The following is a 21,113-nucleotide window of genomic DNA, read 5'->3' as shown; positions in this document are numbered from 1 at the left end:
CTTAAAATGATCAACGTGTCCGAGCAGCACGCCCCCAGGTCCCTCATCGTCACGCTCTACGGCGCGTACGGCCGCTTCATGCCCGGCCCCCTGCCCGTCGCCGAGCTGATCCGGCTCCTGGCCGCGGTCGGGGTGGACGCCCCCTCCGTGCGCTCCTCGGTGTCCCGGCTCAAACGCCGCGGCCTGCTGCTGCCGGCCCGCACGGAGGGCGGCGCGGCCGGGTACGCGCTGTCCCCGGAGGCGCGCCAGTTGCTGGAGGACGGCGACCGCCGCATCTACGCGACGGTGCCCCCCGAGGACGAGGGCTGGGTCCTGGCGGTCTTCTCCGTCCCCGAGTCGGAGCGGCAGAAGCGGCACGTCCTGCGCTCCCGGCTGGCCGGCCTGGGCTTCGGCACGGCGGCCCCCGGGGTGTGGATCGCCCCCGCCCGCCTGTACGAGGAGACGCGGCACACCCTGCGCCGGCTCCGCCTCGACCCGTACGTCGACTTCTTCCGCGGCGAGCACCTCGGCTTCGCACCCACCCCCGAGGCCGTCACCCGCTGGTGGGACCTCGCGGCGATCGCCAAGGAGCACGAGCGCTTCCTGGATGCCCACGGCCCCGTCCTGCGCGCCTGGGAGCACCGCACGGACACCCCGCCCGAGGAGGCCTACCGCGACTACCTCCTGACCCTCGACTCCTGGCGCCACCTCCCCTACACCGATCCCGGCCTCCCCACCCACCTCCTCCCCACCGACTGGCCGGGCGTCCGCTCGGCGGAGGTGTTCCGGGGGTTGCACGAGCGGCTGCGGGACGCCGGGGCGGAGTTCGTGGGGGTGGGCTGAAGGCGGCCGGTGGCTCAGTGGGTGAGTGACGAACGGCTGGACGGGTCACACGATGCAGGAGCAGTACATCCGCGCACCCGCCGCCCTGGCCCGGCGGGCCATCCCGACGAACATACGGACGCTCTCCTGCGCGTCCAGGTAGTCGGCGAAGCGGATCTCCTCGATGTCGAACCACTGGAGGGCGAGCAGGGACACGGCGTCCTCGACGACCCCGGCGAGCATGTCCCGCCAACTGTTGGGAAGGCCCTGGAGGATGAGGCCGCTATCCCAGGGCGACGCCGTGCCGGGCGGCGCCTGTCGGCCGTACGGCCACTCCACCGGGTCGGGCCAGACCAGTTCCGGGTCCACGACGCTGTCGAACGGTATGCCGGCGGCGAAGGAGACCAACTTGCCCAGCACGACATTCGGGTCCAGGCCCTTCACCTCCAGCCGGTCCGCGCACATCGCGTCCAGCGACCCTCCGCGCAGCCAGTCCCCGTCCGGGCCGATCGCCCAGTCGACCGCCGTCGCCCGGTCGGCCGCCCAGAAGTAGTCGTACACCACGCTCATGGTCTCTCCGTCGTCTCGCCGCTTCGCACGCGAGTACAGCAGACGGGCCTCAGCGGCTGAGCGTCAGGCGGGGTTTCGGGGCATCGGTCCGGCCGGTCTGGGGACGGCGGCTGCCCGCCCGGTAGGGCGCGGGCCAGGCGACGCCCGGACCGTCGTAGCCCTGCTCGGCGGCCGCGTGCAGGGTCCAGTGCGGGTCGTACAGGTGCGGCCGGGCCAGCGCGCACAGGTCCGTGCGCCCGGCCAGGATCAGGGAGTTCACGTCGTCCCAGGAGGAGATCGCACCGACCGCGATCACGGGGACACCGGCCTCGTGCCGGATGCGGTCGGCGAACGGCGTCTGGTACGACCGCCCGTACTCCGGACGCTCCTCGGCCACCACCTGTCCCGTCGACACGTCGATGGCGTCGGCACCGTGCGCCGCGAAGGCCCGGGCGGTCTCGACCGCGTGCTCGGCGGTGGTGCCGCCCTCGGCCCAGTCCGTGGCCGAGATGCGCACGGTCAGGGGCTTCTCTTCCGGCCACACCGCGCGTACGGCGTCGAACACCTCCAGCGGGAACCTCAGCCGCTTCTCCAGCGAGCCGCCGTAGGCGTCGGTGCGCCGGTTGGTGAGCGGGGAGAGGAAGCCGGAGAGCAGATAGCCGTGGGCGCAGTGCAGTTCGAGCAGGTCGAAGCCGGCGCGGGCGGCCCGCCAGGCGGACGCGGCGAACTGCTCGCGGATGTCGGTGAGCTGGGCCCGGGTCAGTTCGCGCGGGGTCTGGCTGCCCGGCTTGTACGGCAGCGGGGAGGCGGCCGTCAGCGGCCAGTTGCCGTCGGTCAGCGGCTCGTCCATGCCCTCCCACATCAGCTTCGTCGAACCCTTGCGGCCGGAGTGCCCGAGCTGCACCCCGATCGCCGTACCCGGTGCCTGGGCGTGCACGAAGTCGGTGATCCGCTTCCAGGCCTCCGCCTGGCGGCCGGTGTAGAGGCCGGTGCAGCCGGGGGTGATCCGGCCCTCCTCGCTGACGCACACCATCTCGGTCATCACCAGACCGGCCCCGCCGAGGGCACGGGCGCCGAGGTGGACCAGGTGGAAGTCGCCGGGGACGCCGTCGACCGCGGAGTACATGTCCATCGGGGACACGACGACCCGGTTGCGCAGGGTCAGGCCGCGCAGCCGGAACGGGGTGAACATCGGCGGTGTGCCGGACGGGCAGCCGAACTCGCGCTCGACGGCCTCGGTGAAGCGGGCGTCGCGCAGCCGCAGGTTGTCGTGGGTGACGCGGCGGCTGCGGGTGAGGAGGTTGAAGGCGAACTGGCGGGGCGGCTGGTCGAGGTACAGCCGCACGTTCTCGAACCACTCCAGGCTCGCCCGGGCGGCCCGCTGGGTGGAGGCGACGACGGGCTTGCGCTCCTCCTCGTACGCCGCGAGCGCCCGTGGCACGTCGGGCTGTTCCTCCAGGCAGGCCGCCAGGGCCAGTGCGTCCTCCACGGCGAGCTTGGTGCCGGAGCCGATGGAGAAGTGGGCGGTGTGGGCCGCGTCCCCGAGGAGGACGACGTTGCCGTGCGACCAGCGGTCGTTGACCACCGTACGGAAGGTGGTCCAGGCAGAGTTGTTGGAGCGCAGCGGCCTGCCGCCGAGCGCGTCGGCGAAGATCTTGGCGCAGCGCTCGATGGACTCCTGCGGGGTGACCTCGTCGAATCCCGCCGCCTGCCAGACCTCCTCGCGCATCTCGACGATCACGGTGGAGGCGTCGGCCGCATACGGGTAGCCGTGCAGCTGCATCACGCCGTGCTCGGTCTCGGCGATCTCGAAGCGGAAGGCGTCGAAGGGGAAGTCCGCGGCGAGCCAGATGTAGCGGCAGCGGTGTTCGGTCACCTGGGGGCGGAACACCTGGGCGTAGGTCTGGCGGGTGGCGCTGTGGACTCCGTCGGCTGCGACGAGGAGGTCGTGGGTCGATGAGAGGTGGTTGGGGTCGGGGGCTTCGGTGCGGAAGCGGATGTCCACGCCGAGGGTGCGGCAGCGGTCGTGCAGGATTTCCAGGAGGCGTTTCCTGCCGAGTGCCGCGAAGCCGTGTCCTCCGGAGGTTTGGCGGGTGGCTCGGTGGACGATGTCGATGTCGTCCCAGCGGGTGAAGTCGCGTTGTAGGGCCTCGTAGACCTCGGGGTCGGCGTGTTCGATGCCGCCCAGGGTTTCGTCGGAGAGGACCACTCCGAAGCCGAAGGTTTCGTCGGGGGCGTTGCGTTCCCAGACCGTGATTTCTCGGGTTGGGTCGAGTCGTTTCAGGAGCGCTGCCGCGTACAGGCCGCCGGGCCCTCCGCCGATGATCGCGATGCGTTGGGGGTGGCTGGTCGTCGTGGGCGGCTGCGGGTTGTCTGTGGCTGGTCGCGCCCCGCGGCGGAGCCGCAAATCGACAGAGCCCCGCGCCCCTTCGTTCCTCACGTCAGCTTCCATGGTTACCGTCCCTGCCACTTCGGCGGGCGCTTCTCTGTGAACGCTGCGTGGAATTCCGCGTAGTCCTCGCCGTTCATCAGGAGGGCCTGGGTCGAGGCGTCCAGTTCGATCGATGCCGCCAAGGGCATGTCCAACTCGGCTGTGAGCAGGGCCTTCGTCTGGGCGTACGCCAGGGCGGGGCCGTCGGCCAGGCGGCGGGCCAGGGTGAGAGCCGTCTCGTCCGCGGCACCCTCCTCGGTCAGTTCGCTGATCAGGCCGATGCGTTCTGCCTCGGGGGCGCGTACGGGCTCGCCCAGCATGAGGAGGCGGGTGGCGTGGCCGAGGCCGACGACCCGGGGCAGCAGGTAGGCCGCGCCCATGTCGCCGCCGGAGAGGCCGACGCGGGTGAAGAGGAAGGCGAAGCGGGCCGAGGGGTCCGCGATGCGGAAGTCGGCGGCGAGGGCCAGGACCGCGCCCGCGCCGGCGGCCACGCCGTGCAGGGCGGCGATCACCGGGAACGGGCATTCGCGGATCGCCCGTACCACCTGCCCGGTCATCCGGTTGAAGTCGAGCAGCTGGGCGGTGTCCATGGAGAGGGTGGCGCCGATGATCTCGTCCACGTCGCCGCCTGAGCAGAAGCCGCGGCCCTCGCCGGCCAGGACGAGGGCGCGGACCGACCGCTCGCGGCTCAGCTCGGCGAGCAGATCACGCAGGTCGGCGTAGGCGCCGAAGGTGAGCGCGTTGAGCTTGTCGGGGCGGGCGAGGGTGACGGTGGCGACCCCGTCGGCGAGCTGGACCCGCAGGTGCTCCCAGTCGGAGGTGCGGGCGGCGGAGCCGGTGAAAGGACTCATGACGTGCGGCCTCCTAGGGGGGCGGTGCCTCACGCAGCGCTACCCGACGAAGTTAACACGTCTTTGTGACTGTCGTCATGAGGGCGCGACAGCGCTGTCCTGGGATGGCCGGGTCCCGTCACGCGCGTCACCGATCGTCCACAGCGTCGTAACAGTGGGCACAGCCGCGCGAGGCAGGGCGTTCGGCCGGGTAAGCCGCCCGGTACCGGGGCCGAAGGTCCCGAGCGGTGCCCGACGACGGTCTCTGTGGCCGGGCCCGTACCATTCCTACGGTTGAAAGCAGGACAGCCTGCTCCATGAACGGACTCGCCTTGTACGAACGCCCCACCGAACCGGCCTCCTGGCGCATCGCGCTGCCGCACACCGCAGCGGCGGTGCCCGTGGCGCGTGCCCTGGTCCGTACGGCCCTCGCCGAGGTGGAGCACGCAGCCGATCCCGACACCGCCGAGCTGCTCACGGCCGAGCTGGTCGCCAACGCGGTGGAGCACACCGACGGGCGTGGCCCGATCGAGCTGGTCGTCGAGCTGCTGCCGAGCGGCTGCCAGGTCGAGGTGCACGACCCGGATCCGGCACCGCCCGGCCATCTCACCCGTCCGGTGATCGAGGAGCCCGACCCCTGGCAGGAGGGAGGGCGCGGTCTGCTGCTGATCCGCGCCCTCAGTTCGTCCTGCGGTCACCGCCCGACCCCGTCGGGCAAGGCGGTGTGGTTCAGACTGCCTGTGGTTCCCGGTCAGCGGCGTCCGGCGTGACCTCTGCGGCCGGCTGGGCCATCGTGGAGTGCCGGCGCCCGTAGGCGACGTAGACGAGCGCTCCGACCGCGAGGAACACGGCGAACTGGATCCAGGTCCGCCAGCCGGTCTCGTACATCAGGTAGAGGCAGAAGCCGACGCCGAGCAGCGGGCCGACGGGGTAGAGCGGCACCCGGAAGCTGCGGGCGAGGCCCGGCTCGCGGCGGCGCAGGGCGATCACGGCGATGTTGACGACGGCCATGATGGCGAGCGTGCCGATGGTGCACAGGTTCATCACGGCGTCGAGGGAGGCGAAGGCCGCCGGGACCGCGAAGACGACCGCGACGATGAGGGTGCCGGCCACCGGGGTGGAGGTGCGCGGCGACACCTTCTCGAAGACGCGCGGGATCAGGCCGTCCCGGGACATCGACATCAGGATGCGGGTCTGGCCGTACATCACGGCGAGGACGACGGAGGCGATGGCGACGACCGCGCCGAAGGCGACGACCCCGCCGCCGACGGTGGAGCCGGTGACCTCGTTGACGACGTAGGACAGCGCGGCGGGGCGGCCGGCGACCTGGTCGGCGCCGATGGCGCCGATCGCGGCGAGCGCGACCGCGCAGTAGAGGAGGGTGACCAGACCCATGCAGACCAGGATCGCTACGGGGATGTCCCGGCGGGGGTTCTTCGCCTCCTCGCCGGCCGTGGTGATCGCGTCGAAGCCGATGTAGGAGAAGAAGGCGGCGGTGGTGCCCGCGCCGATGCCGCCGAGGCCGGCCGGGGAGAACGGGGTGAGGTTGCCGTCCTTGAAGGCGCTGTAGCCGATGGCGCAGAAGGCCAGCAGGATGACGAGCTTCACCGCCGCCATGGCGGCGGTGGCCCGGGCGCTCTCGCGCACCCCGCGGACCAGGAGCACGGAGGCCATCGCGATGACGATCACGGCGGGGAGGTTCACGACGCCGCCGTCGCCCGGACCGGCCGAGAGGGCGGCGGGCAGCTGCCAGCCGGTGAGGCTGTGCAGCAGTTCGTTGACGTACTGGCTCCAGCCGACGGCGACCGCCGAGATGGAGATGCCGTACTCCAGCAGCAGGCACCAGCCGACCAGGAAGGCGGTGGACTCGCCGAGGCCCGCGTAGGCGAAGGAGTACGAGGAGCCGGAGACCGGGATGGCGCCGCCCAGCTCGGCGAAGGAGAGGGCCGTGAAGACACAGGTGATCGCGGCGAGGACGAAGGAGACGACCACGGCGGGGCCGGCCTGGGCGACGGAGTCGGAGAGGCCGACGAAGATGCCGGTGCCGACGATGGCGCCGACGCCGAAGCAGATGAGCTGGAAGAGACCCATCGTGCGCTTGAGGCCGTGGCCTTCACGGTCGGCGCCGGACTCGGCTATGAGCGCGCCAGGGGACTTGATGCGGGGAGCGGGCATGCGGGTGGTGCTCGTTTCTGGTGGTGCGGGCGCGATCAGTGGTCGATCGCTGCGGCGGCCGTGGCTGGGGTGGTGCCGGGCCGCCGGTCAGGATAAGGCCTGGTGACGGGGGTCAGGAAACGCTGTGTGACGCACCCGCCAGGGTGGCCACCAGGACCGCCTTGATCGTGTGCATCCGGTTCTCGGCCTCGTCGAAGACGACGGAGTGCTCGGACTCGAACACCTCGTCGGTGACCTCCAGCTCGGTCAGCCCGTGCCGCTCGTGGATCTCGCGGCCGACGGCGGTGCCGAGGTCGTGGAAGGCCGGCAGGCAGTGCAGGAACTTCACCTGGTCGTTGCCGGTGGCGCGGAGCACGTCCATGGTCACGGCGTACGGGCCGAGCAGCGCGATGCGCTCGTCCCAGACCTCCTTGGGCTCGCCCATCGACACCCAGACGTCGGTGGCGATGAAGTCGGTGCCGCGTACGCCGTCCTTCACGTCGTCGGTGAGGGTGATCCGGGCGCCGGAGGCGGTGGCGAGCTGCCGGGCCACCTCGATGATCGTCTCGTCCGGCCACAGCAGCTTGGGGGCGACGATACGGACGTCCATGCCGAGCAGGGCGCCGGTGACCAGGTAGGAGTTGCCCATGTTGTACCGTGCGTCGCCGAGGTAGGCGAAGGCGATCTCGGTCAGCGGCTTGTCGCTGTGCTCGGTCATGGTGAGCACGTCGGCGAGCATCTGGGTGGGGTGCCACTCGTCGGTGAGGCCGTTGTAGACGGGGACCGCGGCGTAGGTGGCCAGCTCCTCGAGCACGCCCTGGCCGTGTCCGCGGTACTCGATGGCGTCGAACATCCGGCCGAGGACGCGGGCGGTGTCCTTCACGGACTCCTTGTGCCCGATCTGCGAGCCGGACGGGTCGAGGTAGGTGGTGTGGGCGCCCTGGTCGGCGGCGGCGACCTCGAACGCGCAGCGGGTGCGCGTCGAGGTCTTCTCGAAGATCAGTGCGATGTTCTTGCCGCGCAGGTACTGCGTCTCGACCCCCGCCTTCTTGGCGGCCTTCAGCTCGGCGGCCAGCTCGACCAGACCACGGAACTCCTCCTCGGTGAAGTCCAGTTCCTTGAGGAAGTGGCGGCCGGTGAGGGCGGTCGGGACTGTCGCCATGGGGGCGCTCCAGGGATACGGGTGCACGGACTTTGGAATTCTATACGACGGTCAGCATTTATATACAGCCCGTTTCGTCACACCGGCTCAGTCATCACACCAACTCGGTCACACCGACTCACTCACACCGCCTCGCGTTCGATGGGACAGCTCATACAGCGCGGGCCGCCCCTGCCCCGCCCCAGCTCGCTGCCCGGGATCTCGATCACCTCGATGCCCTGCTTGCGCAGATGGGTGTTGGTGGTGACGTTGCGCTCGTAGGCGACGACGACACCGGGCTCGACGGCGAGCACGTTGCAGCCGTCGTCCCACTGCTCACGCTCGGCCGCGTGGACGTCCTGGGTGGCGGTCAGGACGCGGATCTCGCTGAGCCCGAGGGCGGCGGCGATCGCGCGGTGCATGTGCTCCGGCGGGTGGTCGGTGACCTTCAGCTCCTTGTCGGCGGCGCCCGGCTCGATGGTGTACGAGCGGAGCATGCCGAGGCCCGCGTACTGGGTGAAGACATCGCCGTCGACCATGGTCATCACGGTGTCGAGGTGCATCAGGGCGCGCTTCTTGGGCATGTCCAGCGCGACGATCGTCTGCGCGGACCCCGCGGCGAACAGCTTGTGCGCGAGCATCTCGACGGCCTGCGGGGTGGTGCGCTCGCTCATGCCGATGAGGACCGCGCCGTTGCCGATGACCAGGACGTCGCCGCCCTCGATGGTGGACGGGTAGTCGGCCTGCCCCTCGGACCAGATGTGGAACAGCTCGTCGCGGAAGAGCGGGTGGTGCCGGTAGATCGCCTCGAAGTGCACGGTCTCGCGCTGCCGCGCCGGCCAGCGCATGGCGTTGATGGAGACGCCGTCGTAGATCCAGGCGGAGGTGTCACGGGTGAAGAGGTGGTTGGGCAGGGGTCTGAGCAGGAAGTCGTCGAGGTCCATGACGTGGAACCGCACGGAGGTCGGCTCCTCGTGCGCCGCCAGGAACTCCCGCTTGGTCATCCCGCCGACGAGGGCCTCGGTCAGCTCGCGCGCGGGCAGGGTCTCGAAGGCGGCTCGCAGGTGGTCGGTGGCGAGCGGGCCGTACTCCTTCTCGTCGAAGACCCGGTCCAGGACGAGCGCCCGCGCCGCCGGGATCTCCAGCGCCTCCGCGAGCAGGTCACCGAAGAGGTGGACGGCGACCCCGCGGTCGCGCAGGACGTCGGCGAACCCGTCGTGCTCGGCGCGCGCCCGGCGCACCCACAGCACGTCGTCGAACAACAGGGCGTCCTTGTTGCTGGGGGTGAGCCTTTTGAGCTCCAGGTCGGGCCGGTGCAGGATCACGCTGCGCAGCCGCCCGGCCTCGGAGTCGACGTGATATGCCATGCCACCATCCTGGCCATTGCTGCTCATCTTCACGCCCTTCTTGGCCGTTTCCGTCCCTTCCTGTTTTCGTCCTCTTGACGAGAAGCGGACTGCATGATTATCGTCGCCATGACGAAAAGTGAGGGGGACTCATGGCCGACATCACCCGGCGCCTGGGCTGGCGCCATCTGCGCGGCGCGCCCACGGCGCACATCCGCCACCACCGCTCCGGCACGCTGGTCCACGACGGTCCCGGGCTCAGCTTCTGGTTCCGCCCGCTGACCGCCGCGCTGTCCGAGGTGCCGGTGGACGACCGGGAGCTGGCGATGACCTTCCACGCCCGCACCTCCGACTTCCAGGACGTGGCGGTGCAGGCGACGGTCACCTACCGGATCGCCGACCCGGCCGTCGCCGCCGCCCGCCTGGACTTCTCGATCGACCCCGACACCGGCGCCTGGCGCGGCACCCCGCTGGAACAGCTGGGCACCCTGCTCACCGAGACGGCCCAGCAGCACGCGCTGGACGTCCTCGCCCGTACGCCGCTCTCGGCGGCGCTGGCCGACGGCGTCGCGGCGGTGCGCGAGCGGGTTGCCGCGGGCCTCGGCGCCGAGCCGCGGCTGCCCGCCACCGGCATCGAGGTGGTCGCCGTACGCGTGATGGCGCTGCGTCCGGAACCAGAGGTGGAGCGGGCGCTGCGCACCCCGGCCCGGGAACAGATCCAGCAGGAGGCCGACCGGGCGACCTACGAGCGGCGGGCCGTCGCGGTCGAGCGGGAGCGGACCATCGCCGAGAACGAACTGGCCAGCCGGATCGAACTCGCCCGCCGCGAGGAGCAGTTGGTCGAGCAGCGGGGCACCAACGCGCGCCGCGAGGCCGAGGAGCAGGCGGCCGCGGACGCGGTGCGCGCCCAGGCGGAGGCCGCGCGGTCGGTCAAGCTCGCGGAGGCCGAGGCGGCGCGGTCGGTCAAGCTCGCGGAGGCCGAGGCGGCCCGGACCCTGAAGCTCACCGAGGCGGAGGCGGCGCGGACCCTGCGGCTCGCCGAGGCCGAGGCCGCGCGGGCCGAGCGGGTCGCCCGCGCGGAGGCCGAGGGCGCGCGCGAGGTCGGCGAGGCGCGGGCGCAGGCCCAGGCCGCCTGGCTGCGGGTGCACGCGGAGGCCGGGATCGACGGGACGGCGACGCTGCAGGCGCTCACCGCGACCCGGCTGGCCGAGAACCTGCCGCGCATCGACAGCGTGACGGTCTCCCCGGACGTGCTGACCGGACTGCTCGCGAAGCTGGGCGGCGGCCCGTCCGAGGCGGCGCGGTGAGCCTCGCGCCGCGCGCCGTGCTGGTCCATCGCACCACGGAGTACGAGGAGTTGGTGGCCCGGCACGGCACACACGGCCAGGCCGCCTTCTTCCTCGCCTCCCGGGGCCGGGACATCGAGGAGGTCGCCGAACGCCACCGCCGGGCCCGCGGCGCCCTGGCCGAGGTGACCTCGGCCGTGCCGCTGACCTGGCGTCAGGCACAGGTGGAGCGGGCCGACCTGGACCGGTTCCTGTTCGCGCCGGAGGACGTGGTCGTGGTGGTCGGCCAGGACGGGCTGGTGGCCAACGCCGCCAAGTACCTGACGGGCCAGCCGGTGATCGGCATCGACACCGACCCGGGCCGCAACCCGGGGGTGCTGGTACGGCACCGCCCGCAGGACGCGGCGAAGCTCCTGTCGGCGGCGGCGACCACGGTGGACGAACTCACCATGGTCGAGGCCGTCGCCGACGACACCCAGCGGCTGGTGGCGCTCAACGAGATCTACCTCGGCACACCGGGCCACCAGACCGCCCGCTACCGCCTGGGCCTCGACGACGACGGGGGTGCCGTCGAGGCCCAGGCCTCCTCCGGGGTGCTGGTCGGGACCGGCACCGGCGCGACCGGCTGGCTGCGCTCGGTGTGGCAGGAGCGGGGCAGCCGGCTCCCGCTCCCCTCCCCCACCGAGGACCGGCTGGTGTGGTTCGTCCGGGAGGCCTGGCCGTCACCCGCCACCGGTACGACCCTGGTGGCGGGTGAACTCGCGGCCTCGGCGTCCCTGACGGTCACCGTGGAGTCCGACCGGCTCATCGCCTTCGGCGACGGCATCGAGACCGACGCGCTCCAGCTCACCTGGGGGCAGACGGTCCGGGTGGGGGTGTGCGGGCAGCGGCTCAGGCTGGCGGGCTAGGCCCCGGCTCACAGGCGCGGGTCGACCGGCTCTGACTCCAGGGCCAGCACCCCGAACACCGCCTCGTGCACCCGCCACAGCGGCTCCCCGTCCGCGAGCCGGTCCAGGGCCTCCAGGCCGAGGGCGTACTCGCGGATCGCCAGCGACCGCTTGTGGTTCAGGAACCGCTGCCGCAGCTTGGCGAGGTTGTCCGGCCGGGTGTACTCGGGACCGTAGATGATCCGCAGGTACTCCCGGCCCCGGCACTTGATGCCGGGCTGGACCAGCCGGCCCTCCGGGCTGCGGACCACCGCCCCGACCGGCTTGACGACCATGCCCTCGCCGCCCCGGCCGGTCATCTCCAGCCACCAGTCGACGCCGGCGCGGACCGACTCGGGGTCGCCCGTGTCGACGTACAGCCGCCGGGTGGTCTGCAGCAGGCCGGTGCCGTCGTGCTCGACCAGCCGGTCGAGCAGGGCCAGCTGCTCGTCGTGCGGCAGCGCGGCCAGGCTGCGCCCGCGGACGGCCAGGATCTGGAAGGGGGCCAGGCGGACCCCGTCCAGGCCGTCGGTCGTCCAGCAGTAACGGCGGTAGGCGTCGGTGAACGCGGCCGCGTCCGCGGCGCGGTCCCGCTGCCGGTCCAGCAGCCCGCCCAGGTCGGTGCCACGGTCCGCCGCGGCCTCCAGTGCGGCGAGCGCACCGGGGAACACGGCACCGGAGGCGGCGCCCACGGCCGCGTACTGGCTGCGCAGCAGACCCGAGGCCTTCAGCGACCATGGCATCAGCTCGGCGTCCAGCAGCAGCCAGTCCGTGTCCAGCTCCTCCCACAGGCCCGCGTCCGCGACGGCCGACCGCAGCCGGCCGAGGATCTCCTCGGTCACCTGCTCGTCGTCGAAGAACGGCCGCCCGGTACGGGTGTACAGGGACCCCGTGGGGCCGTCCACACCGAACCGCTCCCGTGCCGCGTCCGCGTCCCGGCACACCAGGGCCACCGCCCGCGAGCCCATGTGCTTCTCCTCGCACACGACCCGCGCGACCCCGTCCGCCGCGTACTGCGCGAAGGCCTCCTGCGGGTGCTCCAAGTGGCCGTCGACCTGCGAGGTCGCCGTCGGTGCCATCGTCGGCGGCAGGTACGGCAGCAGGCGCGGGTCGACCGCGAAGCGGCTCATGACCTCCAGGGCCGCGGCCGCGTTCTCCTCGCGGATCGCGACCCGGCCCGCGTGCCGGGTCTCCACGGCCCTGCGGCCGTACACGTCCGCCAGGTCCAGCGGCCGCCCGTCGTGCCCGCCGGGCGCCTCGCTGCGCAGCGGCTTCGTCGGCTCGTACCAGACCTGCTCCGCCGCTACGTCCACCAGCTCGCGCTCCGGCCAGCGCAGCGCGGTCAGCTTGCCGCCGAAGACGGCGCCGGTGTCCAGGCAGATGGTGTTGTTCAGCCAGGTGGCCTCCGGGACCGGGGTGTGCCCGTAGACCACGGCCGCGCGGCCCCGGTAGTCCTCCGCCCACGGGTAGCGCACGGGCAGCCCGAACTCGTCGGTCTCTCCGGTGGTGTCGCCGTACAGCGCGTGCGAGCGCACCCGGCCGGAGGTGCGGCCGTGGTACTTCTCGGGCAGACCGGCGTGGCAGACGACCAGCCTCCCGCCGTCGAGCACGTAGTGGCTGACCAGCCCCTCCAGGAAGCGGCGCACCTCCGCCCTGAACTCCTCGCTCTCGCCCTCCATCTGCGCGATGGTCTCGGCGAGCCCGTGGGTGTGCTGGACCTTGCGGCCCTTGAGGTAACGGCCGTACTTGTTCTCGTGGTTGCCGGGCACGCACAGCGCGTTCCCGGACCCGACCATCGACATCACCCGGCGCAGCACGCCGGGGCTGTCCGGGCCGCGGTCGACCAGGTCGCCGACGAAGACGGCGGTACGGCCCTCCGGGTGCACGCCGTCGGCATAGCCCAACCTGGCCAGCAGGGACTCCAGTTCGGAGGCACAGCCGTGGATGTCGCCGATGATGTCGAAGGGGCCGGTGAGGTGGGTCAGGTCGTTGAAGCGCTTCTCGGTGACGACGGTGGCGCCGTCGACCTCCTCGACCCCGCGCAGGACGTGCACCTTGCGGAAGCCCTCGCGCTCCAGGCGCCTGAGGGAGCGGCGGAGTTCGCGGATGTGCCGCTGGATGACCCGGCGGGGCATGTCGGCGCGGTCGGTGCGGGCCGCGTTGCGCTCCGCGCACACCTCCTCGGGCACGTCCAGCACGATGGCGATGGGCAGCACGTCGTACTTCTTGGCCAGCTCGATGAGCTGGCGCCTGCTGTCCTGCTGCACGCTGGTGGCGTCGACGACGGTACGGCGGCCGGCGGCCAGCCGCTTGCCGGCGATGTAGTGCAGGACGTCGAAGGCGTCCCCGCTCGCACTCTGGTCGTTCTCGTCGTCGGAGACGAGACCGCGGCAGAAGTCGGAGGAGATCACCTCGGTGGGCTTGAAGTGCCGGCGGGCGAAGGTGGACTTGCCCGAGCCGGAGGCACCGACGAGGACGACGAGGGAGAGGTCGGTGACGGGAAGGACCCGTCCCTTGTTCTGCGTCTCGGTCATGCTGCCTTCGCCTCCTTCGGAGTGTCGCCCAGGATCTCGTCGCGGTGGAACACGGCCATCTGGGTGGGCGGCCCCACCTCGGGGTCGTCGGGCCCGACCGGCTCGAAGTCGACCTCGTAGCCGTACCGTTCGGCCACGGCCGCCGACCATGTGCGGAACTCCTCGCGGGTCCACTCGAAGCGGTGGTCGCCGTGCCGGACGTGTCCGGCGGGCAGGGTCTCCCAGCGGACGTTGTACTCGACGTTCGGGGTGGTCACGAGGACCGTGCGCGGGCGCGCGTGTCCGAACACGGCGTACTCCAGGGCGGGCAGCCGGGGCAGGTCGAGGTGCTCGATCACCTCGCTGAGCACGGCTGCGTCGTAGCCCTTGAGCCGGTTGTCGGTGTAGGCGAGCGAGCCCTGGAAGAGCTTGACGCGGGCCGCCTGCCGCTCCCCCATCCGGTCGAGCTTCAGCCGCCGCGAGGCGATGGTGAGGGCCCGCACGGACACGTCGACGCCGACGACCTCGCTGAACCGCACGTCCTTGAGCAGTGCCTGCACCAACTGGCCCTGCCCGCAGCCCAGGTCGAGCACCCGGGCGGCGCCGGACGCGTGCAGGGCGCCGAGGATCGCCTCGCGCCGCTGCACGGCGAGCGGGGTCGGCTTCTCCTCGGCCTCCGACTCCTGAGCCACGGCGTTGTCGATCGACTCGACCTCGCTGTCGTCGGCCTCGGCCAGGCGCACCAGCTCCAGCCGCTCCATCGCCTGCCGGGTCAGCGACCAGCGACGGGACAGGTACCGGCTGGTGATCAGCTTCTGCTCCGGGTGCGTGGGCAGCCAGCCCTCGCCGGCCCGCAGCAGCTTGTCGACCTCCTCGGAGGAGACCCAGTAGTGCTTGGCGTCGTCGAGGACGGGCAGCAGCACGTACAGGTGGCGCAGCGCCTCGGCGAGGGTCAGCTTCTCCGACTCCAGGACGAGGCGGACGTAGCGTGAATCGCCCCACTCGGGGAACTCGGTGTCGAGGGCGACGGGTTCGGCCGTCACCGCCCAGCCGAGCGGTTCGAAGAGCTGTCGTACGAGGTCGGGGCCGCCTCGGGCGGGCAGTGCGGGCACCTCGATGCGCAGCGGCAGGGGCTCGGCGGCCCGCTCCGGGCGGGCGTTGCACACGCCCCGCAGGGCGCTGGAGAACACGCCGCTCAGTGCGACCGCGAGCAGCGAGGAGGCCGCGTAGGGGCGGTCGTTGACGTACTGCGCGAGCGCCGCGTCGGGTGCTCCGCCACGACCCTTGCCCTTGCCCCGCCGGACCAGCGCGACCGTATCGACCTCGAGCAACAGCGCGGCCGTGCAGCGCTCGGCGTCCGCCTCCGGGTAGAAGACGTGCGCGGTGCCGTAGGAGGTCGAGAACTTCTGCGCCTTGTCGGGATGCTTGTGCAGCAGGAACCCGAGGTCGGTGGCGGGGAGGGCGGCGGTGCCGCTCGTGGATATCGTCAGGAACACGCGTCCGAGTCTCCCGCGTACGGCGCGCTCTGACCATCGGTTTTAGAGCGGCGCCGCCGCCCGCCGGTGCCGCCGACGGGCGCCGTCCTACGCCTTCTCGATGATCGTCCGGGCGTTCCCGACAGCCCGCTCGTTCGCCGCGCGCATGGCGTCCAGGTCCTTCTTGCGCTCGCCGATGACCTTCTTCTGGACGCGGGACTCGATGCCGTGGACGGTGTCGATGTAGTCGGTGTCGAGCTTGCACCGGGCGTCCGCGGACGCCGTCTTCTTCTCCTTGCCCGACGGCTTCTCGGTCCGGTACCAGGCGGTGTCGGCCGATGCCTCGTCCGGGTCGGGGTAGTGGAAGCCCTTCTCCTTCATGCAGGCCGACCATGCGCGGTCGGCCTTCTTCCAGGCCGGGTCCTTCCCTGCCTTCTTGTGGGACTCGTACCAGAGTTCGAAGGGCAGCGAGAAGTAGCCGGTCAGCTTCAGGCCGCCCGCCTTCGTCGTCTTGGGCGCAGGGCCGTAGATCCGCCGCGTCGCCTGTCCCAGACACCCGCCCTCGGGAATGGGGTTCCCCTGGGCACGGTGGCTGTCGCCGGAGTCGAACGTGCCGGTGAGGGCGACGTACTGGTCGGCCGGCCACTCCTGGGGCTGCTCGGACTCCTCCTGGTCCTGAGCGCGGTTGTGGTAGCCGTGCTCGGTGGCCAGATCGGGGTCGTCGACCCCGTAGAGGCTGTCGTCACCGACCGTGCTGCGGCTCGCGAGGCTTCCCTGCCGGACCGGATACGTCGACTCCACGGCCTTGGTGTTGAGTGCCGCGAAGCCGGAGAAGCCGAGCCGGACCATGCACTTCTTCGCGAGGATCCACTGCGCCTTGCCGATGACCTTTCCCCCGTCCGACGACGGGTCCGGCAGGTAGGCGTGCAGCGGGAGCGACTCCATGGTGTTGAGGTGGTGGGCGTCGCCTGCGGGGTCGTCCTGGCCGGCGAACTGACAGGCCGACAGGGCCAGCAGGCCGGTGACTGCGAGAGGGAGGACTTTACGCACCCGGTCATCCGATCAGGTCCGGATCATGCGCGCCGTGACGGAGCCCACAGTTCCGGCACAGGGAGTCCACACCGTGACCACATCGCACCTCTTCCTGTGATCTTCGCCATGGCTCTCCGGGACGCGACCTGGTGAAGTGATCGTCCGTCAACTGACCACTGACAGAACGGGGATGGCAATGACCATCGACACCGGCGTGCCCATGCGCAGACGAGCCGCGATCGCGGCGACGGCCGCCGTGGTGCTCTCCACGGGGGTTCTCGCGGCCGCTCCCGCCCAGGCCGCTCCGTCGGCGCCGCCGGCGCCCACCGTGTCGGCCCAGGGTGCGTACGCGATGAACGCGGCCACCGGGAAGGCGCTGTTCGGGAAGGCGGCGGACACCGAGCTGCGGACCGGCTCCACGACGAAGATCATGACGGCACTCGTGGTGCTGTCGCAGCGGAACGTGGACCTCGGCCGCAAGGTGAAGATCAAGAAGGAGTACACGGACTACGTCATCGACCCGAAGACCGGCGCCCAGCGGTACTCCAGCGCCAAGCTGATCCTGGGCGACTCGATGAGCGTGGGGGACCTGTTGTACGGGCTCATGCTGCCGTCCGGGTGCGACGCGGCGTACGCGCTCGCGGACACCTACGGGTCGGGGTCGACGACGGCCCAGCGGACGAAGTCGTTCATCGCGAAGATGAACGGCAAGGCGCGTGAACTGGGCCTGACGCACACCCACTTCGACTCCTTCGACGGGGTGTCCAACGGCAAGAACCACGCCTCCCCCCGTGACCTGGCCAAGCTGGCCGGGGTCGCGTTGAAGAACAAGACGTTCAAGAAGGTCGTCGGCACCAAGGTGTACGACGACATGAAGTCCTACCGGCCCGGTGGCGGAACGCACGCGATGGCGCCGTGGGAGAACACGAACAAGCTGCTGGACACCTACCGGGGCGCGATCGGCGTGAAGACCGGCTCCGGCCCCGAGGCGAAGTTCTGCCTGGTCTTCGCGGCGACCCGGGGCGGCAGGACGGTCGTGGGCACGGTGCTCGCGGACACGTCGGTGGACGAGCGGCTCAACGACGCGAAGAAGATCCTCGACTACGGCTTCGCGCAGCGCGGCTGAGTGCGGGACGGCTGAGTGCAGGACGGCGGGGCCGGGCGGGCAGCGGTCCGCCCGGCGCCCGTCGGCGCCTCGGCCCTCAGGTGAAGTCCGAGCAGGCCAGGTGGGTGCCGCAGACCCGGCAGCGGAACAGGTACGCGGTCGGCTGGTCGTCCGCGTCGAGCGCCGTCAGGTACGCGTCGACCCGCTCGGCGGACCAGCCCCACTCCGCGCACTCCCGCCGCAGCGCCTCCACGGCGTCCGGGAAGTGCCGAAGCTCCTCGGCCCCGGCCGGCTCGATGAACTCGGCGCCGTCGCCGCAGTGGGTCAGCCAGCGCGGGGACTGCCAGGACGGGATGCCCGGGGTCCGCTCCAGGATCTCGCGGGCCACCTCGTCGGGCACCTCGCCGTCGATGACGTCGTTGAAGGTGGCGCCGTAGCGTTCGGCGGCCTTGCAGAAGGCGATGCAGTACGGGCAGATGCCCCTGCTCGGCGCCTCGGCCCCGTACACCGGGCCCGTGTACACCCAGCCGCGCACCTGTCCGCAGCACACGCACGGCTCGTCGGACGGTGCCATCGCCCCGGCCCCCGAGTGGTAGGCGAACCGGGGCGGGACCGGCCGCCTCGGGGGCTCCGGCAAGGGGCGGACGACCTGCTCGATCGACCGGCCCGACCAGGTGGCGGGCGGGACGACGATCGCATGGGCCCGCAGGTCGCCGTCGGGCAGGTGCCGCCGGTCGTGCTCCCGCTGCAGGAGCACGGGACAGTCCAGCGGCATGACCACGGCGCCGGTACGGCGGGCGAGTTCGGCCATCCGGTCGAGGACGAGGCGGCCGGAGACATGGGTGAACGACAGGCAGGTGGCGTCGCCGTGGACCTCCGCCTCGCCGCCGTCCGGGGTCCGCAGGTTCCACCACTCGGGCAGGCCCCGGGCGGGCAGGCCGTCCACGGTGACCGGACCCAGCACCGCACGGATCACCTCCTCCTTCATCGGGGCCGGCTCGCCGTCGCGGAACTTCAGCACGTAGAAGGGGTAGCTCATCGCGCTCCCCCGTCGACGTTCGCCCGGGCCCGGCGTTCGGCGGCGTACCCGTTCGTCACGACCAGCGCGATCGAGGCCAGGGCCAGCACCGCGACCACCGTGTTGATCCAGAAGTACGCGGGGCTGCTCGGGTAGGTGCCGCCGTCGTCCAGGACGCAGTCGAACCGCAGCGGCAGATAGGAGGCCGTCTGCCCGACGAGATGGTCGGCCCGGTAGTCGTCGCGGCACTCGTGGGCCGGCGTGGAGTCCGCGCCGGACGAGGACTCGTGCACGGCGAGCCCGACCGCCCCGGCACCGAGCACATAGAGGATCACCGCGCCCCAGCCCGCCATCCAGGCGGACCAGCGCAGCAGATCCCGCCGCCAGTCCGGGCGCCGGACGGGCGCCGCCACGGAGATGAGCTTGACGGCGACCACGACCACCCAGACCGGAACCGCGAGGACGGCGGGAATGCTCAGCAGAAACAAGAAGGAGCCCAGCGCGGATTCACCCATCGGACGAGATCACCAGGGCGGCACCGATCCGGCTGTGACGGAGGCCACAGCTCCGGTCACAAGGTCGTCACAGGTCACCGGGCCCCTCCGGCCTCGGGCCGAGAGGGGCCGGTGCGGGGCGTGTCACGACAGCTGCGACTGGACCTGAGCGGAGATCAGCTCCAGGTGGTCGAGGTCGCCCAGGTCGAGGACCTGGAGGTAGATCCGCCGGGAGCCGATCTCGGCGTACCGGCCGATCTTGTCGACCACCTCGGCGGGCGAGCCGGCCAGACCGTGGGCCTTCAGCTCGTCCACCTCGCGGCCGATCGCCGCGGCCCGCCGGGCCACCTCCTGGTCGTCCCTGCCGACGCACACCACGAGCGCGTTGGAGTACGTCAGGTCGTCCGCCCTGCGGCCCGCCTCCTCGGCGGCGGCGCGCACCCGGCCGAACTGCCGCTCGCTGTCCTCGACGGAGGCGAAGGGGATGTTGAACTCGTCGGCGTACCGGGCGGCGAGGCGCGGGGTACGGGTCGCGCCGTGCCCGCCGATGAGCACCGGGATCTTCTCCTGGGCCGGCTTGGGCAGCGCGGGCGAGTCGGTGAGGTCGTAGTACCGGCCGTGGAAGTCGAAGGTCGCGCCGAGCTTGGTCGCCCACAGCCCGGTGACGATCTCCAGCTGCTCCTCCAGGCGCGCGAACTTGTCCTTCGGGAACGGGATGCCGTACGCCTTGTGCTCCTCCTCGAACCAGCCCGCGCCCAGGCCGAGTTCCACGCGGCCTCCGGACATCTGGTCGACCTGGGCCACCTGGATGGCGAGTACGCCGGGCAGTCGGAAGGTGGCGGCCGTCATCAGGGTGCCGAGGCGGATGCGCCGGGTCTCGCGGGCCAGGCCGGCCAGGGTGATCCAGGCGTCCGTTGGGCCGGGCAGGCCGTCCACGTTGCCCATCCGCACATAGTGGTCGCTGCGGAAAAACGCGTCGAATCCTAGGTCTTCGGCGGCTTTCGCCACGGTGAGCAAGGTGTCGTACGTCGCCCCCTGCTGGGGCTCGGTGAAGATTCGAAGGTCCATACATCCATCCTGCACGCCACCTGCCCCGTCAACCTCACTGGTGACGCCTGGCGCGGCCGTCCCCGGTCGGGTGAAAATCGTCCCATGTGCGCGCCGGGTGAGGCGTGGGCCAGTGACCGGCCCCGATGGTGATCGTTGGGCCGTCGGAGCCGGACCGTCCGGCACCCGCGCCGGACGGTCGTCGCCGTCGCGTGTCGGGCCGAGGAGGCCGTGATGTCAGAAGAGCCCATTCCCTCTGGGGGTGGCTCCGCCGGTCAGCCGAAGGGGTTGCTGGAGCAGATGGAGGAGCTGATGGCGGCGTTGAACGCGGATCTGTCGGCCCTGGACGCGGATCTGCAGCGGGCGTCGGCCAAAGAGGGCGAGCCGGCCTGACGCTCCGCAGAGCCGGCTTGCGCAGCGTTCGCCTCACACGCCGGACGGGCTGTCCTTCGCCTCCTCGGGTAACACCTCCTCCCGCGCCGCCAGTTTGCGCAGCATCTCCAGAACCCGGTCCCGGGACTCGTCCGCGGCGTCGATGGCCTCCATGCACTGCCAGTAGGTCGTCTCGTCGGCCGCGGAACTGGCCATGCCGACCAGGGCGATGCCGACCTCGCCGAGCAGCCCGCCGAGGAAGAGAAGGGTCTGCCGGGCGTCGTCCAGCTCGGTGAGCTGGGCGGCGCGCAGGTCGCCCGGGTCGAGTTCGGGAGGGTCCAGGACGCCGCAGCCCCGGCCCGCCAGCTCGGTCAAGCCCAGTGCCTCGCCTCGCAGCTCCGGGGGGCCGGACACCGCGAGGCGACTGCCGATCGCCTGGGCCAGGGCCTGTGCCTGCCACACCTCGGCCATGATCTCGGGTATGTCGGCGCCTCCCGCCAGAGCCCGCCTGCTCGTCACAATGAGCCGCACCGCATCCATGCGTTGCCCCCGTCCCACTTGTCGTGCGTCCTCGCACGTCCGCTTGAACTCCC

At 71.6% G+C, this 21,113-nt stretch carries 19 protein-coding genes; 6 read left to right on the top strand and 13 right to left on the bottom strand.

Features of this window, described 5'->3' with window-relative positions; genetic code table 11:
• The first annotated feature begins 6 nt into the window (after positions 1 to 6).
• Positions 7 to 822: a PaaX family transcriptional regulator C-terminal domain-containing protein gene (locus ACFY3C_RS24485; protein ID WP_390772234.1), complete on the top strand. Its 816-nt coding sequence runs from the start codon at positions 7 to 9 to the stop codon at positions 820 to 822.
• Positions 823 to 867: 45 nt separating this feature from the next.
• Here the strand turns inward: ACFY3C_RS24485 and ACFY3C_RS24480 are convergent, their stop codons facing one another.
• From ACFY3C_RS24480 to ACFY3C_RS24470, 3 genes are read right to left on the bottom strand one after another with little or no spacing between them, the layout of a single operon-like run.
• Positions 868 to 1,371 carry a hypothetical protein gene (locus ACFY3C_RS24480; RefSeq protein WP_390772233.1) on the bottom strand — a complete coding sequence of 168 codons (504 nt, stop codon included), beginning with the start codon at positions 1,369 to 1,371 and terminating at the stop codon, positions 868 to 870.
• Positions 1,372 to 1,420: 49 nt separating this feature from the next.
• Positions 1,421 to 3,802, bottom strand: coding sequence for a bifunctional salicylyl-CoA 5-hydroxylase/oxidoreductase (locus ACFY3C_RS24475; protein ID WP_390772232.1), 2,382 nt, complete (start codon positions 3,800 to 3,802; stop codon positions 1,421 to 1,423).
• Positions 3,803 to 3,804: 2 nt separating this feature from the next.
• Complete coding sequence (locus ACFY3C_RS24470; RefSeq protein ID WP_390772231.1) at positions 3,805 to 4,632, bottom strand: enoyl-CoA hydratase family protein; 828 nt, start codon at positions 4,630 to 4,632, stop codon at positions 3,805 to 3,807.
• Positions 4,633 to 4,928: 296 nt separating this feature from the next.
• Here ACFY3C_RS24470 and ACFY3C_RS24465 point away from each other — a divergent pair, with 296 nt between their 5' ends.
• Positions 4,929 to 5,381: an ATP-binding protein gene (locus ACFY3C_RS24465; RefSeq protein WP_145884085.1), complete on the top strand. Its 453-nt coding sequence runs from the start codon at positions 4,929 to 4,931 to the stop codon at positions 5,379 to 5,381.
• On the opposite strand, the gene ACFY3C_RS24460 is transcribed toward ACFY3C_RS24465, so the two are convergent.
• From ACFY3C_RS24460 to ACFY3C_RS24450, 3 genes are all read right to left on the bottom strand, one after another.
• On the bottom strand, positions 5,341 to 6,786 hold the full coding sequence (locus ACFY3C_RS24460; protein WP_390772230.1) for an amino acid permease: 1,446 nt from the start codon (positions 6,784 to 6,786) through the stop codon (positions 5,341 to 5,343). The two genes, ACFY3C_RS24465 and ACFY3C_RS24460, sit on opposite strands and share 41 nt — an antisense overlap.
• Positions 6,787 to 6,898: 112 nt before the next feature.
• Positions 6,899 to 7,927: an ornithine carbamoyltransferase gene (gene argF / locus ACFY3C_RS24455; protein WP_390772229.1), complete on the bottom strand. Its 1,029-nt coding sequence runs from the start codon at positions 7,925 to 7,927 to the stop codon at positions 6,899 to 6,901.
• A gap of 122 nt (positions 7,928 to 8,049) precedes the next feature.
• Complete coding sequence (locus tag ACFY3C_RS24450; RefSeq protein ID WP_386575778.1) at positions 8,050 to 9,273, bottom strand: arginine deiminase; 1,224 nt, start codon at positions 9,271 to 9,273, stop codon at positions 8,050 to 8,052.
• A 131-nt stretch (positions 9,274 to 9,404) separates the two neighbouring features.
• On the opposite strand from ACFY3C_RS24450, the gene ACFY3C_RS24445 reads away from it, so the two are divergent.
• Together ACFY3C_RS24445 and ACFY3C_RS24440 are read left to right on the top strand one after the other, a co-directional pair.
• Positions 9,405 to 10,559: an SPFH domain-containing protein gene (locus tag ACFY3C_RS24445; protein WP_390772228.1), complete on the top strand. Its 1,155-nt coding sequence runs from the start codon at positions 9,405 to 9,407 to the stop codon at positions 10,557 to 10,559.
• On the top strand, positions 10,556 to 11,446 hold the full coding sequence (locus ACFY3C_RS24440) for a hypothetical protein (RefSeq protein ID WP_390772227.1): 891 nt from the start codon (positions 10,556 to 10,558) through the stop codon (positions 11,444 to 11,446). The genes ACFY3C_RS24445 and ACFY3C_RS24440 overlap by 4 nt, the downstream gene beginning before the upstream one ends.
• An 8-nt stretch (positions 11,447 to 11,454) precedes the next feature.
• Here the strand turns inward: ACFY3C_RS24440 and ACFY3C_RS24435 are convergent, their stop codons facing one another.
• The 3 genes from ACFY3C_RS24435 to ACFY3C_RS24425 all read right to left on the bottom strand — a co-directional run bounded on the left by ACFY3C_RS24435 (position 11,455) and on the right by ACFY3C_RS24425 (position 16,502).
• Positions 11,455 to 13,998, bottom strand: coding sequence for a polynucleotide kinase-phosphatase (locus tag ACFY3C_RS24435; protein WP_390772226.1), 2,544 nt, complete (start codon positions 13,996 to 13,998; stop codon positions 11,455 to 11,457).
• Positions 13,995 to 15,473, bottom strand: a complete 1,479-nt coding sequence (locus ACFY3C_RS24430; protein ID WP_390772225.1) for a 3' terminal RNA ribose 2'-O-methyltransferase Hen1 — start codon at positions 15,471 to 15,473, stop codon at positions 13,995 to 13,997. The genes ACFY3C_RS24435 and ACFY3C_RS24430 overlap by 4 nt, the downstream gene beginning before the upstream one ends.
• Positions 15,474 to 15,560: 87 nt before the next feature.
• Positions 15,561 to 16,502, bottom strand: a complete 942-nt coding sequence (locus tag ACFY3C_RS24425; protein WP_390772224.1) for a hypothetical protein — start codon at positions 16,500 to 16,502, stop codon at positions 15,561 to 15,563.
• 178 nt (positions 16,503 to 16,680) lie between these two features.
• Here ACFY3C_RS24425 and ACFY3C_RS24420 point away from each other — a divergent pair, with 178 nt between their 5' ends.
• Positions 16,681 to 17,610, top strand: a complete 930-nt coding sequence (locus ACFY3C_RS24420; RefSeq protein ID WP_390772223.1) for a D-alanyl-D-alanine carboxypeptidase family protein — start codon at positions 16,681 to 16,683, stop codon at positions 17,608 to 17,610.
• Positions 17,611 to 17,686: 76 nt separating this feature from the next.
• Here ACFY3C_RS24420 and ACFY3C_RS24415 read toward each other — a convergent pair whose 3' ends face one another.
• The 3 genes from ACFY3C_RS24415 to ACFY3C_RS24405 form a co-directional block, all read right to left on the bottom strand.
• On the bottom strand, positions 17,687 to 18,628 hold the full coding sequence (locus ACFY3C_RS24415; protein WP_390772222.1) for a CbrC family protein: 942 nt from the start codon (positions 18,626 to 18,628) through the stop codon (positions 17,687 to 17,689).
• The gene (locus tag ACFY3C_RS24410) at positions 18,625 to 19,122 is read right to left on the bottom strand and encodes a hypothetical protein (protein WP_390772221.1); all 498 of its coding nucleotides are present in this window, start codon (positions 19,120 to 19,122) and stop codon (positions 18,625 to 18,627) included. Before ACFY3C_RS24410 ends, ACFY3C_RS24415 begins: the two co-directional genes overlap by 4 nt.
• Before the next feature lie 123 nt (positions 19,123 to 19,245).
• Positions 19,246 to 20,169: an LLM class F420-dependent oxidoreductase gene (locus ACFY3C_RS24405; RefSeq protein WP_390772220.1), complete on the bottom strand. Its 924-nt coding sequence runs from the start codon at positions 20,167 to 20,169 to the stop codon at positions 19,246 to 19,248.
• A gap of 213 nt (positions 20,170 to 20,382) precedes the next feature.
• Here ACFY3C_RS24405 and ACFY3C_RS24400 point away from each other — a divergent pair, with 213 nt between their 5' ends.
• Positions 20,383 to 20,541, top strand: coding sequence for a hypothetical protein (locus ACFY3C_RS24400; RefSeq protein WP_386575790.1), 159 nt, complete (start codon positions 20,383 to 20,385; stop codon positions 20,539 to 20,541).
• 33 nt (positions 20,542 to 20,574) lie between these two features.
• Here the strand turns inward: ACFY3C_RS24400 and ACFY3C_RS24395 are convergent, their stop codons facing one another.
• A complete protein-coding gene (locus tag ACFY3C_RS24395; RefSeq protein ID WP_386575791.1) occupies positions 20,575 to 21,060 on the bottom strand; it encodes a DUF6099 family protein in 486 nt (161 codons plus the stop codon).
• Between the last annotated feature and the right edge of the window lie 53 nt (positions 21,061 to 21,113).

Origin of the sequence: Streptomyces sp. NPDC001410, assembly GCF_042895235.1 — a bacterium.
Classification (GTDB): domain Bacteria; phylum Actinomycetota; class Actinomycetes; order Streptomycetales; family Streptomycetaceae; genus Streptomyces.
Note: the sequence above shows the minus strand (reverse complement) of the source record. Positions and strands in the feature narration are given on the sequence as shown.